14 protein-coding genes are annotated in these 16,028 nt (G+C 39.7%); 6 read left to right on the top strand and 8 right to left on the bottom strand.

Features of this window, described 5'->3' with window-relative positions; all coding sequences use genetic code 11:
* Positions 1–35: 35 nt before the first annotated feature.
* The 3 genes from ACSZOX_RS05020 to ACSZOX_RS05010 all read right to left on the bottom strand — a co-directional run bounded on the left by ACSZOX_RS05020 (position 36) and on the right by ACSZOX_RS05010 (position 1,614).
* A complete protein-coding gene (locus ACSZOX_RS05020; RefSeq protein WP_437918718.1) occupies positions 36–287 on the bottom strand; it encodes a hypothetical protein in 252 nt (83 codons plus the stop codon).
* A gap of 14 nt (positions 288–301) precedes the next feature.
* Positions 302–733 carry a TetR/AcrR family transcriptional regulator gene (locus ACSZOX_RS05015; protein WP_437918717.1) on the bottom strand — a complete coding sequence of 144 codons (432 nt, stop codon included), beginning with the start codon at positions 731–733 and terminating at the stop codon, positions 302–304.
* 65 nt (positions 734–798) lie between these two features.
* On the bottom strand, positions 799–1,614 hold the full coding sequence (locus tag ACSZOX_RS05010) for a universal stress protein (RefSeq protein ID WP_437918716.1): 816 nt from the start codon (positions 1,612–1,614) through the stop codon (positions 799–801).
* A 627-nt stretch (positions 1,615–2,241) separates the two neighbouring features.
* On the opposite strand from ACSZOX_RS05010, the gene ACSZOX_RS05005 reads away from it, so the two are divergent.
* The 3 genes from ACSZOX_RS05005 to ACSZOX_RS04995 are packed head-to-tail and all read left to right on the top strand — an operon-like array spanning position 2,242 to position 7,979.
* A complete protein-coding gene (locus tag ACSZOX_RS05005) occupies positions 2,242–3,390 on the top strand; it encodes an efflux RND transporter periplasmic adaptor subunit (RefSeq protein WP_437918715.1) in 1,149 nt (382 codons plus the stop codon).
* Positions 3,391–3,408: 18 nt separating this feature from the next.
* Positions 3,409–6,567, top strand: a complete 3,159-nt coding sequence (locus tag ACSZOX_RS05000) for an efflux RND transporter permease subunit (RefSeq protein WP_437918714.1) — start codon at positions 3,409–3,411, stop codon at positions 6,565–6,567.
* The gene (locus ACSZOX_RS04995; protein WP_437918713.1) at positions 6,567–7,979 is read left to right on the top strand and encodes an efflux transporter outer membrane subunit; all 1,413 of its coding nucleotides are present in this window, start codon (positions 6,567–6,569) and stop codon (positions 7,977–7,979) included. Before ACSZOX_RS05000 ends, ACSZOX_RS04995 begins: the two co-directional genes overlap by 1 nt.
* 165 nt (positions 7,980–8,144) lie before the next feature.
* Here ACSZOX_RS04995 and ACSZOX_RS04990 read toward each other — a convergent pair whose 3' ends face one another.
* The 4 genes from ACSZOX_RS04990 to ACSZOX_RS04975 all read right to left on the bottom strand — a co-directional run bounded on the left by ACSZOX_RS04990 (position 8,145) and on the right by ACSZOX_RS04975 (position 11,530).
* On the bottom strand, positions 8,145–8,900 hold the full coding sequence (locus ACSZOX_RS04990; protein WP_437918712.1) for a LytR/AlgR family response regulator transcription factor: 756 nt from the start codon (positions 8,898–8,900) through the stop codon (positions 8,145–8,147).
* Entirely contained in the window at positions 8,875–10,023 is a 1,149-nt protein-coding gene (locus ACSZOX_RS04985) for a sensor histidine kinase (protein WP_437918711.1), read from the bottom strand. Before ACSZOX_RS04985 ends, ACSZOX_RS04990 begins: the two co-directional genes overlap by 26 nt.
* A gap of 9 nt (positions 10,024–10,032) precedes the next feature.
* The gene (locus tag ACSZOX_RS04980) at positions 10,033–10,296 is read right to left on the bottom strand and encodes a hypothetical protein (protein ID WP_437918710.1); all 264 of its coding nucleotides are present in this window, start codon (positions 10,294–10,296) and stop codon (positions 10,033–10,035) included.
* 313 nt (positions 10,297–10,609) lie between these two features.
* A complete protein-coding gene (locus ACSZOX_RS04975) occupies positions 10,610–11,530 on the bottom strand; it encodes a LysR family transcriptional regulator (protein WP_437918709.1) in 921 nt (306 codons plus the stop codon).
* 93 nt (positions 11,531–11,623) lie between these two features.
* On the opposite strand from ACSZOX_RS04975, the gene ACSZOX_RS04970 reads away from it, so the two are divergent.
* Genes ACSZOX_RS04970 through ACSZOX_RS04960 form a run of 3 tightly spaced genes read left to right on the top strand, consistent with a single transcriptional unit; the run spans position 11,624 to position 13,841 of the window.
* A complete protein-coding gene (locus ACSZOX_RS04970) occupies positions 11,624–12,244 on the top strand; it encodes an NAD(P)H-dependent oxidoreductase (protein ID WP_437918708.1) in 621 nt (206 codons plus the stop codon).
* 18 nt (positions 12,245–12,262) lie between these two features.
* Positions 12,263–13,282 carry a YncE family protein gene (locus tag ACSZOX_RS04965; protein WP_437918707.1) on the top strand — a complete coding sequence of 340 codons (1,020 nt, stop codon included), beginning with the start codon at positions 12,263–12,265 and terminating at the stop codon, positions 13,280–13,282.
* Positions 13,283–13,322: 40 nt separating this feature from the next.
* On the top strand, positions 13,323–13,841 hold the full coding sequence (locus tag ACSZOX_RS04960; RefSeq protein WP_437918706.1) for a hypothetical protein: 519 nt from the start codon (positions 13,323–13,325) through the stop codon (positions 13,839–13,841).
* A 132-nt stretch (positions 13,842–13,973) separates the two neighbouring features.
* On the opposite strand, the gene ACSZOX_RS04955 is transcribed toward ACSZOX_RS04960, so the two are convergent.
* A complete protein-coding gene (locus ACSZOX_RS04955) occupies positions 13,974–15,962 on the bottom strand; it encodes an ATP-binding protein (RefSeq protein ID WP_437918705.1) in 1,989 nt (662 codons plus the stop codon).
* Positions 15,963–16,028: the final 66 nt, after the last annotated feature.

The raw sequence follows: 16,028 nt of genomic DNA, 5'->3' as shown, positions 1-16,028 counted from the left end.
TCAAGTTATACAGCCATAAGATAATGGATTGGGATTTATCCTGATTGATCCACAAATTGTGAAGAGACAAAACGGACTTGAAGACCTTTCAATTTTACTAAATTTAAAATTAGCTCCTCACTACGGTCATCTGTTTTTAAAGACATTGTAAAACGATGATCTGCTAAATCAATAGAAATCAGTTCAAGGTCATCTATATGTCGCTTTAGATACTCCATAATTTCTTTACGTCTCAATATCAAATTCTTGCATATTGAAAAAACTAGAATATGCGCAATTGTTGCCATAAATTTTACTTATGCTATTCTATCACTTTACTTTTGGAAATAAATACAGAGAAAAAGCGAAGGCGCTCATATTCTTCAATCTCCGCCACCTCGATTTTTAATTGATTTATCCTCTTGGACATATTATTACTATCCTCTCTATACCGCTGTAATAATTTACTTTCGTCAGTAAACTCCTTGCGATAAAATTGCAGTTGCTTTAGCAATTCTTCATGATCATCGGTAGGTGTTGTATTTTCCCAAATATGTGTATAGCACTTTTCTATCTCCTGCCGAAGGACCAACTGTAACAGGCCATTTAGTCCCCCAAAATATCGCCAGAGCAGACTTCTAGAGATATTTGTGTTTTCAGTAAGATGATCGATCTTCAATTTTACAAAACCATACTTCTCTATGGTCGGTATAACTTCGTCCAGGCTTTTGTGGACAAATTCGGCTATGTTCATAATTGATTATTCTTTGTGGTTTAACATAGTTTATTATGGTTAAGAAAAAGCTACCTCGATTTTATTCAGGATTTTAGATGGATCGAAAGCAAAGGAACTTCAGACTCGGAAGCCATAGTACGCGTCAGGCTTTTATGGATCATCGAACTCCAAAATCCGTATTTATATGGAACCATAACAAGAATATCAGCTTGTGAGGATTCCAGTTCTTGCTCTATCGCCTTTATCACCACCTCAGCATGCACATCAACAAAAGAATGTTCGACCCCTTCCAAAGAATTCAGGATACTCTCCATGCTATTTGGAGCAATCAATTTGTCCGCAAATTTCCTTACGTGAAAGACTTCCACTTTAGCGCCAAAGTTCTGCGCAAAATTTCGAACGTTTTCCAAGATATTCTTATGAACTCCTCGAAGAACATCGCATGCAAAAAGAATCTTTTTGATTTCCTTGTAACGTAAATGTGAGGGGATACTAAGTACGGGCGTCTGCAATTTGTTGATGAGCATCGTTGTCGTATTTCCCAATAGATCTTGTTCAAAGCTCTTTTCGGCCATTCCAATAACCACCATTTCGGCATTGAAGGCCTTGATGCAGTTTTCTAGCTGTTCTAATAAGTTTCCTGATGCTAAGTATGGAATTGCTTTCAATCCATAATTCGAAGAAATACTTTTCGCTATATCACCTAATTTTTCTTTTCGAATATTGGTTAGCCTATCAACCTCCTGCGCGGGTAGCCTTGCGTGCTGTACATGGATGGAGGTGGAAAAATAGTTAAAAATTACAATCTGGTAATTCTTTCCGAACAATGCTTCCGTGGCATAAATGAGCGCATTATCTGCCGCGTTGGAGAAATTGGTAGCTACTATTATAGTTTGCATATATAAATTGTATTTGTTGTAGAATTGCGTAACGAGATCATTTAGAAGGAATCACGGTACCTAGACGTTTTTTAGTCTCCGTGATCAGAAAGTCATTCATGCCAATAGTGTATGTCTAAAATCGACTCCCTCTTGAAAGCATACTTCCATTTTCTCACCGGTTTAGGAATGAGATTTCAATTTTTTGTGCTTTTGCGAATAACCCTATCGTAAATAACGCGCTTGCTAAGATTAATTTTTTCATGTTCATCGTACTAAATTACTTCCTCGAGTGGCTACAAAATTATTAAAGCTGATGTTGTTCTGAGTGAAGAAACTTACTCAACTGGCAATAATCGACGTTGAAATCGAAACGTCTTCATACTGAAACGGAACAATATAATTCTATTACCGCATGTATTCAACTAAATGGCGATTGCTAGTAACCTTAGGCATGTCAGCATTTTTTCACCCTACAATAATTACGATAAGAAATGGGGAATCCTGATATAAAATAGATTCCAGCGATGCTGATTCAGCAAGGAGCGGTATCGCTTCAGAAGCCATTTTCACCAGTTCAGTCACTAATAGCTTTTAGAATAGATCCATTCTGTGGTCTTTTGTGCTGAAATTTTAATTATATAAAAAATGGTAAAGCAAGGAATCAAAGCAAGTAAAACTTTCAATCTATTCGTCGCCGTATTTGCTTTCGGCTTAATGCTTAGCTCATGTGGAGAAGAGAGAGGAGAAGAAGCTACTGGACAGCACGCAATTAATGCAGATTTTATACTATTAAAGGAATCACCAACCACTATAGTAGAGACCTATCCTGGAACCATTGAAGGAAAAGTCAATGTAGACATCAGAGCGCAGGTGTCCGGTTATTTGGAAGCAATTTATGTAAAGGAAGGCGATTACGTCAATAAAGGACAATCATTGTTCAAGATTAAAAGTGAGGTATTTAACGAACAAGTAAATAATAGCAAGGCCTTACTAGAAGCAGCAATCGCAGCGCAGGCCAATGCACAAATCGAACTGGAAAAGATCCGACCACTGGTACAGGGTAAAGTTGTTTCTGACCTCCAGCTAAAGACCGCTCAGGCACAATACGATGCTGCGAGTGCGCAGGTCGCACAGGCAAAATCTGCTGTCAGTTCTTCAAAGTTGAACGCAGATTTTGCGGTAATCAAAGCCCCTGTTAGTGGATACATCGGCCGTATCCCTAGTCGGGTGGGAAACTTGGTGACCCCATCCGATGTCAATGCTTTGACAAACTTGTCTGAAATAGATCAGGTATTTGTCTACTTCAACCTCAATGAATCTGATTTTCTACGCTTTATGCAAGCGAGGAAGACGGATGAGGGCATGAATACTGTAGAAATTATTATGGCTGATGGAAGAAAATATGATCAGAAGGGACAAGTGGAAATTGCTAGCGGAAATATAGATCGGAATACAGGAACAATTTCCTTAAAGGCGGTTTTCCCGAATCCTGATAAGATCTTACGCTCAGGCGGTGCAGCTCGAATAGTGCTTACAAAGAGCTTAGAGCACGCGATTAGCTTACCAATGGCAGCAGTCAAGGATATCCAAGACAGATTTTTTGTCTATGCACTAGCGGATAGCAATAAAATTGCGATGACACCAATAGAGATTGATGGGAGATCAGGATCTAATTACATTGTAAAATCAGGTATCAAATCGGGCGATAAAATCGCGGTGAACAGTATTGACCAGCTGGCTGACGGTACAGTGGTCAAGCCAACGATTAGTAACCAAGATACATTACAAAACTAATATTTAGCGAATTATCACATGTTAAAAAAGATTATAGATAGACCAGTAATGGCAACCGTCATTTCGGTTGTGTTATTGATTTTGGGTTTTATTGGACTGCTTAGGCTTCCGGTAACGCGATTTCCGGATATTTCTCCACCGACGGTTATGGTATCAGGGAGTTATCCAGGGGGAAATAGTGAGGCTGTCATCCGTTCTGTGGTTACTCCACTTGAAGAACAGATCAATGGTGTGGAAAATATGCAGTACATCAAATCGACTGCGAGTAACGACGGATCTTTTTCCATCAGCATAATCTTCAAGCAAGGAGTCAATCCCGATCAGGCGGCAGTAAACGTGCAGAACAGAGTGCAGCAAGCCACTCCGATTCTTCCACAGGAAGTGATCCGGATGGGACTTACCACGTCTAAGCAACAGAATAGTATGATCATGATTTTTAACGTCTTTACAGAAGACAACAAAAAATATGACGAACTATTTTTACAAAACTATGTAAACATCAATGTAATTCCGCAAATCAAGCGGGTACCAGGTGTTGGTCAGGCACAGGTTTTTGGACAAAAAGATTATTCCATGCGGGTATGGTTAAATCCGCAAAAAATGGCTTCGTATGGTCTTGAGCCTGCAGATGTGACGTCGGCAATTGGCAATCAAAGTATCGAGGTTGCTCCTGGCAAGCTTGGCGAGGAATCAAACGCAGCACTGGAATATGTTATGCGATATAAGGGCAAGAAAAATCAACCCCATGAATACGAAAATATTGTTGTAAAACGAGATGGAGCGCTGTTGGTACGTCTTAAAGATGTAGCACGGATTGAGTTTGGTTCGCTCAGTTATAGTGGGAACTCGACAATGGACGGTAAAAATTCAGTAACTGTAGCGATACTGCAAACTACCGGATCAAATGCCAACGATATTGAAATTGGTGTTCGCGATGTACTGAAAAACGCCTCGAAGAATTTCCCTCCTGGAGTTAATTACACGAGTCTAATGAGTACAAAAGACAGACTCGATGAAGCAACAGGACAGGTAAAATCGACATTAATCGAAGCGTTCATTTTGGTATTTATCGTCGTATTTCTTTTTCTACAGGATTTCAGGTCTACTATTATACCAGCTATTGCCGTACCGGTAGCAATCGTCGGGACATTTTTCTTTTTACTTGCTTTCGGCTTTACCATCAATGTCCTTACGCTCTTTGCACTGGTATTGGCAATCGGTATTGTTGTAGATGATGCGATCGTTGTGGTAGAAGCCGTACACAGTAAAATGGAAGGTACCAATATGACGGGAAAAGAGGCAACACACAGTGCAATGGGGGAAATTACCGGTGCTGTAATTTCGATTACGTTGGTGATGTCGGCGGTGTTTATTCCGATCGGCTTTATGACTGGCTCAGCTGGTATTTTCTACAAGCAGTTTGCCTACACACTTGCCATCGCTATCATTATTTCGGCGATCAACGCTTTGACCCTAACGCCTGCTCTTTGTGCACTTCTACTTAAAAATAATCATGCAGATGGGCATGATCATATACAGGAAGGAAAAAAAGGATTTGGTAAACGTTTCTTCACAGCTTTTAATGTCGGTTTTGATAATCTCACGGGTAAATATATTAACGGTCTAAAATTCCTTTTTGCAAGAAAATGGCTGGGAGCGTCATTGATCGTGCTGATTACGGCTATTGCTGGATGGCTAATGATGAGTACCCCGAAAAGCTTTGTTCCTATGGAGGATGATTCGTTCATCATTTACAGCTTAAGTATGCCTCCTGGTACGGCATTGGATCGTACGACGGCAGCAGCAGCACGTGTTGACGAAATCTTAAAAAAGAATGAAGCGGTCCTATCAAGTTCGACAATTACAGGCTTTAATATTCTCGCAAATAGTGCCAGTCCCGCGTATGGTATGGGCTTCATCAAATTGAAGGACAAAAAAGATCGCGGTGAAATAAAGGATATTGATGAGGTCCTTGCAAATTTAACCACTGATTTTGCAGATATTAAAGAAGCAACAGTGATGGCTTTTCGGAGTCCTCCTGTCGAAGGATATGGTGTAACAAGTGGTGCTGAAATTGTTCTTCAGGATAAAACTGGAAAATCACCAGAAAATTTGAAAAAGATGTCCGATCAGGTTATTGGTCAAATCATGCAGCAGCCCGGGGTACAATATGCATATACAACTTTCCGTACTGATTTTCCACAGCTAGAACTTGAGGTGGACGAGGATAAGGCTCTACAGATGGGCGTTGAGGTAAGTGGAATGATGAATGTGATTCAGTCCTACTTCGCCGGAGATCAATCGATGAACTTCACGCGCTTTGGGAAATTCTACCGAGTAAGCGTGAAAGCGGATGGTATATTTAGAACAGATGAATCTGCCTTTAACGAGATCTTTGTACGAAATGACAAGAGCCAAATGGTTCCCGTTAAATCTATGGTAACGCTGCATAAAGTCTACGGTCCAGAATCCTTGAACAGATATAACCTTTTCAACGCGCTTACCATTAGTGTTGTGCCATTACCTGGTGCCAGTAATGGAGATATCATGGAAAATCTAGAAAAAAATGTACTTAGTAAATTGCCGTCAGATTTTGGCTATGAGTGGACAGGCTTGAGCTTAGAAGAGAAATCTGCGGGAAATCAGACTATTATTATCCTATCATTGTGTTTGATGTTCGTATACTTTTTGTTGGCGGCCCAATACGAAAGCTACCTATTGCCTCTAGCTGTACTTCTGTCAATTCCAACAGGGATTGTGGGCGCATTTGCATCAATCAAAGCAATTGGCCTTGATAATAACATCTATGTGCAGGTAGGACTTATTATGCTGGTAGGTTTACTCGCCAAGAACGCAATTTTGATCATTGAATTTGCCGTACAGCGTAGAGCTTCAGGTTATTCAATTATGGAATCTGCGATTGAGGGAGCTAAATCGCGTTTACGTCCTATCATCATGACCTCCTTGGCGTTCATTGTAGGGATGGTCCCATTGATGGTAGCAACAGGAGGATCTGCTATGGGTAACAAATCAATAAGTACCGGTGCGGCTATGGGAATGCTCACTGGAGTAATACTAGGTGTGTTTGTCATACCTATTCTATACATACTCTTTCAGTATTTACAGGAAAAAGTATCTGGTAAAAATAAAAATCAAAAAATTCAACGTGCTGAGTAATGACATTAACAATAAATAACATGCTCTACGGTTTGGGAGTGGCAGCCTTGCTGTCCTCCTGTTCTGTAGGAAAAAAATATAGCCGTCCGGAACTGGACATACCACAAAACTATAGGAATACGACTGTGGTTACTGGAGATACGGTCAACCTTCCTTGGAAGACATTTTTTAAGGACCCATTCCTTATCAAACTCATTGACAAGGCATTGGAACGGAATAAGGATATTTCGGTAGCAATGCTTAATCTCCAGCAATTGGATCTATCTTATAGGCAGGCGAAGTTGGGACTTCTCCCATCTGCCGATTTAACGATCTCAGCGGCAAGGAATTATTTATCAAAAACCTCGTTAAACGGGTCGCTAAGTGAGCAATTTACTGGCGAAAATTTTCTTGATGACTACTCGGCTACTTTAACAGTATCTTGGGAAGCAGACATTTGGGGCAAAGTGTCCATGCAGAAAGAATCTGCCCGTGCGAACTTTTTTATGCAGCATGAAAACCTTTCTGCCCTGAGAACACGTATCATTACGCAGGTCGCGCAGGCCTATTACAACTTGGTTACATTAGACGAACAGCTTAAAGTAGCTGCCAAAAACACCGAACTTAGTGATGCCACTTTGCAGGTCATAAAGCTTCAGTTTCAGTCTGCCCAGACCAATTCTTTAGCTGTTGATCAAGCGGAAGCTCAAAAAAAGACGGCCGAACTACTCATTCCATTGGCAAAGCAAAACATCGCCGTGCAAGAAAATGCACTTAGCATTCTTTGTGGCGAATTTCCAACCGCTATACAGCGAGCTGAGCGACTGGAAGAAACCCCATTTGAAGAAAGCTTTCCTGTGGGCGTACCTGCGGATATGTTAAGTCGACGGCCAGATGTACGTGCAGCGGAGTACGCTGTCGTGGTAGCAAATGCAGGTACAGGCTTAGCAAAAGCACAAATGTATCCCTCTTTAAAGCTGACACCATCTATTGGGACAAATTCCTTTCAATTCAATAATTGGTTTGATCTTCCTGGATCATTGGTGAAAAATTTGGCTGGAAACATTGCCCAACCTATTTTTCAAAATAAACGACTCAAAACGGCATATGAAGTTGCTAAAATTGAACAACAAAAAACGGCCGAACAGTTTCGTCTATCTGTGATGAATGCCGTTGCAGAGGTATCTGACGCACTGGCTAAAAGACAATACGCAGACCAACGTGTGTTACTCGTTGAACAGAAGAAAGAATCTTTGCAAAAAGCAGTTAACGACGCGATGCTTTTATATAAAAGTGGTATGGCTACATACCTAGAGGTTATAACGGCACAAAATAACTCGTTACAGAACGATTTGGAAGCTATATCCATTCAAAAGGAACGATTGGATGCGTCTACTGATCTCTATCGATCGCTAGGTGGAGGAGTCGAATAATCAACCGCTAGGTAATTATTATAAGGGTAGATCGGTTCTGAAAGGGGCCGATCCTTTTTTTATGCGGTGCAATTGGCATGAACTTACTAAGATTTCATGCAGAAATAACATAAGAAACAGGTAAAATTAAAAAAATAGCTTGCGGCGAAGTGAGGTATAATAGTGCTATGAATCCAACCAATCTTTAAGCAGATTAGATTTCTCACGACTGACAATAATTTCAAAATCAGCTTTATGCAAGACTACTTTAAGTTTTCGATTGAAGTAATGAACGAGTTGGCTTACCGCATCTACATGAATAATAAATTGACGGTTTGCCCTAAAGAATATGCTTGGATCGAGCTGCTTTTCCAAATCATCCAAACTTATATTTAACACAACGTCCTTTCCGTTCTGCAATCTTGCCTTGGTTAGCTTCATGTCTGTATAAATACAGCATATCTCGCCTGTTAAAATGGTTTGAAATCCATCACGAAATGGAACCAAAAACCTTGAACGATAATTTTTGGGCTTAACATAGGCAAGTAACTTTTCCAATGACTCTTGACTGTTACTCAACATGCCATATTCCTGAACTTTATCTAATGCAATTCTTAACTCTTCCTTTTCGACTGGCTTCAAAATATAGTCAACACTATTGTATTTAAATGCCTGAACAGCATATTCATCATAAGCGGTTGTAAAAACAATAGGACAGTCAATTGCCACCTTTTCAAATATGTCAAAACTAATCCCATCTGAAAGCCGAATGTCCATGAGGACAAGATCGGGATCTCCAAATTCCCTAAACCAAACCACGGCGTCGCTCACGCTATCCAAAACGGCCTTAATTTCAGCCCTAGGATAGAGTTCTCCGATTAAGCGTTTAAGCCGATCAGCATTTGGTTTTTCATCCTCAACAATTACTATTCTTTCTATCATATGGCAGTAATTTTATAGATACCTTAAATAAATTATCACTTTTAAAAACCATTGGCTCATCACTTCCTAAAAGTTTAAACCGATTAATAATATTGTTCAATCCTATTCCTGTCGAGCTAATCTCGGCATTTTCAATAGGAGAACATGTATTTTCTACGAAAAGGAGACCTTGTGAGGGATTGGAAATCGTAATGATCAATGGATTCTTGCGGTTGGTTTTATTGTGCTTGATAGCATTTTCTATCAACAATTGCAAAGTTAGCGGAGGTATATACATTGCCTTACTATGCTCTTGAACGTCGATAACAAAATTGACTCCATCACCTACCCGATTCTCTATAAGAAAGATGTAAGCATAAAGAAACTTGATTTCTTCCTCCAGTGATATCATATTTTTTTTACTGTTTACCAATAAAAAGCGATAAACCTTTGCAAAGTTCTCGGCGTACTCAAATCCTAGTTGCTGATTTTCTAAAATAAGCTCTGATAAAACACTCAAGTTGTTAAAAATAAAATGTGGATCGAGTTGTAATTTCAACGAATTGAGTTCAGCCTGTATAGAGGCTTGCCGTAATTCTGCTGCTTGCAACTTGTGACGTGACATTTCCATGGACGTCTCTATCCAATTATTAATGAGATAGCTTACGGTGTTGACAGAAATTATCATGAACGAAATCAGTAAACTAATTACTATCCATTGCAGGATTCCTCTTATTTCTTCAATCGAGGGCACCGAATTGTACACGGAAGAATCGGAGTAGATCAGGGCACAGCAGAGCATATTCATCATAATCAAGATCACAACCGCGCTAAAGTTTAAAATGATTTCTAGAGTTAAGCGTTTAGTCTTGTTCCGCGTCCACGGCACTCGTTGATTAAGTTTGCGATGGATAAAAATACTTGACTCAGAGATAAGCAAGCAGAACATAAAAGTGATCACCCATTCCGTAATTACTTCATACAGATTACGATCAAAATAACCAATCCAAAAAGCGTTGTAGGGGTCTATGACATAACTAACAAGATAAAATAACGTGAAAGCAAAGCATACCAAAAGCATCCGCTTTAAGCGGGTCGGCAAAGGTCCGACCGATTTTTGCTCCTTTAATTGTATCTCATCCATCTCAGTTAATTACATCAAGCATAGCACTTTACGACCATCAACAGTTGTTTTATTGATAAATAACATCGCTTTCACCCCAAGGTACATCAATATTTTCAACTCTTCAAACACATCTTTAATTTGGAGTTCATCCACGACAAGGACATCCACATCTTGATAGATCAGCTCGGATAAAGCATCCAACAGACAATCAAAACTTCTGACAGTTTGATAATTTGTTAAGTCATGCTGACCCTCATCCACTTTTCCTACAAAAAATAAATCCATCTCCATTTCCTGTTTTTACAAAAATCGAAGATATATTACTTTATGACGATATTTTTTGTCTCAATCCGCACTATTCAGTGCTGAAGATGCCTTATCGTGAACTGAAATGAATTAACAAAATCAGACTATATGGATGCAACAACTCAAATACAAGTTGCAGCTATGTAATAATTTTGTGGTAGAAAAGTAACTTTTTTCGACCTCGACATAGTTAAAGCTTGGAAAAACATCTTAAATTCTAATTTCAGCACTTAATATTATTTTAAAATATAAAACATAGCGCTTAGCTATTTATAGGTTTATACCAAAAAAGGCGGCTTTAACTGCTGTATTTTTTACGACTGTCCTGATATTCGGAAGCGAGTGTCTCCTTTAAAAATTTGATCTGCTCGGTGTACAAACTTTTTTTTCTTGTTCCAAAATACATCGTATTTGTAACGTCCTTTACCCCTTTCCAGAGAATTTTTATATCATCTTTAGCAAAAGCATCACGACATATAAAATCAGGGATAACCGCCAAACCCTTACCTACAGAAAGACAGCGGATGATTGAAAATTTATTTGGAACGATAAAATTAGGTACAAATTCAGGCATGATTCCAAAATTAGCTTCCCAAAATTGGTTTAACAACTTCATATCAGAGGCTGTATTATACCAGATCTGCTGCTGAAACCAATCACGCATAGCCTTTGGATCTTTTTTATCCAATACTTCCCACACGCTTAGATCGGTATTTTTTCCACAGACCACCATGAGTGTTTCAGTTGCAAAGGCTTCAAATTCTAAAATATTGTCCTCTTTTGGCTTTGTAGTCAGGATAAGATCTGCTCCGCCATTTTCAAGTAGCTCGGTCAGTTTCCCATTTTCTCCGAACTGCATGATCAGATTAAAATCAATATACGGTATATGCTGTTCAAGTGCCTGTTGAAATGTTTCGACACACATCCCAACACTTATCGTAGGCCGATCTGCTCCAGACTTTCGTCTGAAACGCCCCTGAATTTCTTCAAGAACATTTAAAGAATGTTGCATCTGCTGATACAACAAATGGCCTCTTTCCGTGGGTACCATCTTTCGGGCTTTCCGCTCAAATAAGGGATAGCCTGTATAGGTCTCCAATGAATTGAGATGTATCCCCACACCTGGCTGTGAAACAAATAACTGTTTCGCCGCACCGCTCAGTGTACCCGTTTCATAAATTGCCTTAAAAGTTCTGAACCATTCCAAACTAGCATTCATATATAAATATTTTTATAGTTATACAAAAATACTATTATTTTTATTTAACAAAAACCCTACATAATTTTGCATATAGATTTTTAACATACTGAAATGCAAAATATATTGATTATAAATGCCGGGATGAAATTCGCCCATTCTGGGGGGCAGCTCAATGAAACGATCACTTCGTGGGACAGATCATTCTTTAATACGGAAAATGGCTTTGCGCTCAGAATCACCGAAACCGGAGATAGAGATTATGCTATTGAAGAAGAAATAGAAAAATTTCTTTGGGCTGACACCATTATCTATCATTTTCCTATCTGGTGGATGTATATCCCATTTTCATTGAAAGAATACATTGATAGGGTATTTACTGCAGGGCATCGAAAAGGAATGTATTACAGTGATGGAAGAAAAGCCGACAATCCTACGCGTAACTACGGAACAGGCGGTCTGTTGCAGGATAAACATTATATGGTAACAACCACATGGAATGCTCCGGAGGATGCTTTTATCATTCCAGAGGAATTCTTTCATGGCAGAAGCGTTGATGACGGCGTACTGTTTCCTTTTCATAGGATGAACGCATTCTGTGGACTTCAGCAAATGCCCAGCAAACACTTCCACGATGTAGAAAAGAATGGATCTGCAGAATTGGTCGAAAAATTTAAACAGGAATACCTGCTCCATTTAGTGTCCATTTTCAAAAAAGAGGATGTTATTGTATAAAAAAAGAAAACAACAGTTATGATGCCTATAAAGAATTTACTGCTACTGGTATTTTGTGTTTCCAATATAACAATCTTTGCACAGCAACATTACATATTGGCGCTCTCAAAGGGAGAACAGAAACTTGTAGTCATCGATTATACAACATTGGACGTTATCAAGAAAATTCCGGTAGGCGATGATCCGCACGAAATTGTAACCAGTAGCAATGGCACTAAAGCTTATGTTTCAATTCCGCTCATGAACGCTGGCGGACATGAAATAAACGTGATTAACCTTAAAACGCTTGAACCTGAACAAAGCATCGATACAAGACCTTTTACCATTCCACATGGGTTGGTTTTTAGGAATGATTCACTGTGGTATACCGCTCAGGGATCCAAAAATGTGGTCATCTATGACCTCAAACAAAACAGACCTGTTAAGGCTCTGGGGACGGGACAGGAATTTACCCACCTAATTTACCTGACAAAAGACGGCAAGACTTTCTACACGACCAATGTTGAAAGTGGCACACTAAGCATCTATGAGAATAAGGAAATTCCGCCATATATGCCCCCCACAGGTGTATTGCCAACAGGTGCAAAGCCTAGAAATGAGTGGCGGCAGACCTTAGTGGATATTGGTCTTGGAGCTGAGGGGTTCGACGTATCCCCAGATGAAAAAGAACTGTGGACCGTTAGACCGGATGGAAAAATTGTGATAGTTGATCTCGAGAAAGAAGAGATCAAATACGAGATCAACACATCGGTACAGGGGCTTCATCGTTTAAAGATCACGGCAGATGGTAAAACAGTGTGTATTGTCAGTGTAAAAACCGGGGATCTACTCTTTTACAACAGAAAGACTTTGCAATTGGAAAAGCAGATGCAAGTTGGACAAGGAGCTGGAATCTATATTGACAATGACAATAGGATGTTTATTTCCTGTACCCCAAATAATTATGTTTCTGTCTTAGACCTGTTGACAAGACAGGAAATCAAACGTTTGCCCATCCAACGCCCTGATGGTATAACATCAGTAACGATTGCGAAATAATAATATCATTATTCAATTACAGAAAAAGTAAATAAAGAACATGCAAAATTCAATCAATTGGCCAAGAGAATATCTTCCAGGTTTGACAGATAATTACTGCTCTAATGAGATCATTGTAAAAGATTTATCAGCAGAAGAGGTCTGGCCATATCTTAACAATCCATTTGCCTGGCCAAAATATTATGCGAATTCATCTGATATAGAATTTGACGGTAATGGCGGACCTGAATTCACCGCAGATTCACGCTTCCGATTTAAAACATTCGGGTTTCCAATAGAAGCTGAAATAACTGAATTTGTACCTCCTGTAGATGGTAGACCAGTCAGAATTTCTTGGCACGGATGGGCTGAAGGGAATGAGGAAACAAGATTGGATGTTATCCACGCATGGCTTATTGAAAACCTTGACGGCGGTAGAGTGCGTATCCTGACCCAAGAATCACAGATCGGAAAACCCGCCAGGGAACTGGCTGTGCAAAACCCCAATCCAATGATCAATGGCCATCAGGACTGGCTGGAAGGTCTAATAAAAGCGGCAAAGACTAAACTTGAAATATGATTACTCTCAAGTTTAGTTATTACAATACATTAACTGACCAAGAAACTCATTTTCTTTTTTTGGCATTCCGATTTCATTCCGAAAACAAAGAGATATCTAAAAATATTAAGCGATAATTATCGATACCGATGACTATTCTGGTTGGTACTGCAAAGGTAAAGTAAGTTTAAAAGTTGTGCCCTTCTCTCCACTGCACTCGACGACTATTGAACCTTTATGCAGTTCCATGATTTCTCGGCATAGATATAGACCGATTCCAAAACCCGAGATAGATCCCATCTTTGCGCTCTCGACCCGGTAGTAACGATCAAATATTTTGTGCTGATCTTCCATCCCAATTCCCATGCCTTCATCTGATACACGAACGTTAAAGATATTATTGTCGGCTGCCGAATAGCTCAGCACAACGCTGGATCCAACTGGCGAATACTTTATGGCGTTCCCCACCAGATTGTGAATGACGAGTGAAATCTTTTCACGATCGGCATAAAGATCTATATTTTCTGATAGCTCAAAGATTACCTGGTGGCTTTGGATCATGTGCGACATCTCTTCTTGAAGTTCGGAAAACAGTGTTTTAAAATTAAAGTAGTTTCTATTTAAAACCATTTTACCTGCATCTAGCCTAGAAATATTGAGAAACCCATTGATCATCATGGTCATAGTGCCCACTTGACGAAGCGATTTATCCAATGCATTTTTAGGATCATAGTCCTCTGAAAGAACAATTCCACGCTGCATCAGCTGGAGATATGCTTTTAGAGATGTCAAGGGAGTCTTAAGTTCATGACTCACCATACCGATAAAATCATCCTTTCTCTGTTCATCTTTCTTCTGTTCGGTAATATCGCGTAGTGTTCCATTTAAACTTACCGCATTCCCCCTACTGTCATACAAAACCTGTCCAGTTGCCTGTACTAATCTGGCATTGGCTTCTTGGGGAGCCTTAATACGGTATTCAATAGCATATTCGCCCGTCGACTCCGCACTAAGAGCATGATTGATCGCAGCTACAACCCGCTGCCGATCATCATCAATGATTACTTCAAGTGCCTGTGAGAGATCAATTTGCCCTCGGGATCGTAGACCAAACCATGCATGCAGGAGTTGATTCCCCGAAAAGAGATTTGTAGCCGGCTCATAGTAAAAAGTAGCGAGTTGGCCGGCATCAATCGCCAACGCCAGCATATGCTGATCTTTTTCATTTTCTCTACGTGCAATTACTTGCTCGGTAATATCTTCCAATATCACCAGCACACCAGTGACCTCACCTTCTCCTGAAAAAATAGGCTGGTAAATAGAATTTACAATGGCCTTTCTTAAACCACCTTCATGGTAAAGACTAACCGCGAACTCCTTATTTGTCTTTCGCACTCCTGAGGAATAGACCTTATCAAGCCAATCATAGACAGGCTGCCCTTTCAATTCAGGTCGCGCTATACGGTGTGGCAGCCCTATAACGTCACTACCCTCCCGACCCCATATCTGCAGAATAGCATGATTTGCAATCTCTATAACATGTTCAGGGCCTTTAAGCATGGCAATTCCCACGGGTGCCTGTTCGATAATCGTACGTACATGTTCACGGCTTTCCGAAAGAAGCATCATGGAAGCTAATAAATCCTGATTTTTAGCGTTGAGATTTTCCAATGTCATAGACATCTGTTCTTTCAGCAGCTTTTCAGTCTTCTCCCTCTCATTCAGGCTTTGTAGATATTCTTTTTCAGAAGTAACTTCACGTGCTGTATTCAGTATACAGCGCGTTTCACCATTTTCACTGAGGATCGCCTTATATTCATAATCGTAATATCCAATCTTCCGAATTCCATCGTGGATAAGCTCTGCAGGTGCTCCAGTAACGGCATAGCTTTGCGATGTATTCCAAACTGTTTGCAGAATAGATAAAAAAGGTTGATCGATAAGCTCAGGGATTGCCTCTAGTAAAGGCTTACCCACAACCGAAGCATCTTTTCCCCAAAGTGCTAACATACCCTTATTTGCAAACTGAATGATCATGTTTTCCTCTGCATAAATAGCTGTCGGCTCTGGAGAAAATTGCAAGGCCTGTAACATAAAATTGTCTTCCATTCGCTTGTACTGAGGTGCTGGTATGGTGATCATGAATACTCAAAGATATATAAATTCCTATATAGATTATATACCATAAAAGCTCAAATAATAATATTA

The sequence above is a fragment of the Sphingobacterium sp. LRF_L2 genome (genome assembly GCF_965644235.1).
In the GTDB taxonomy this organism is placed as follows: domain Bacteria; phylum Bacteroidota; class Bacteroidia; order Sphingobacteriales; family Sphingobacteriaceae; genus Sphingobacterium.
This window is presented reverse-complemented; position numbering and strand designations above follow the sequence as displayed.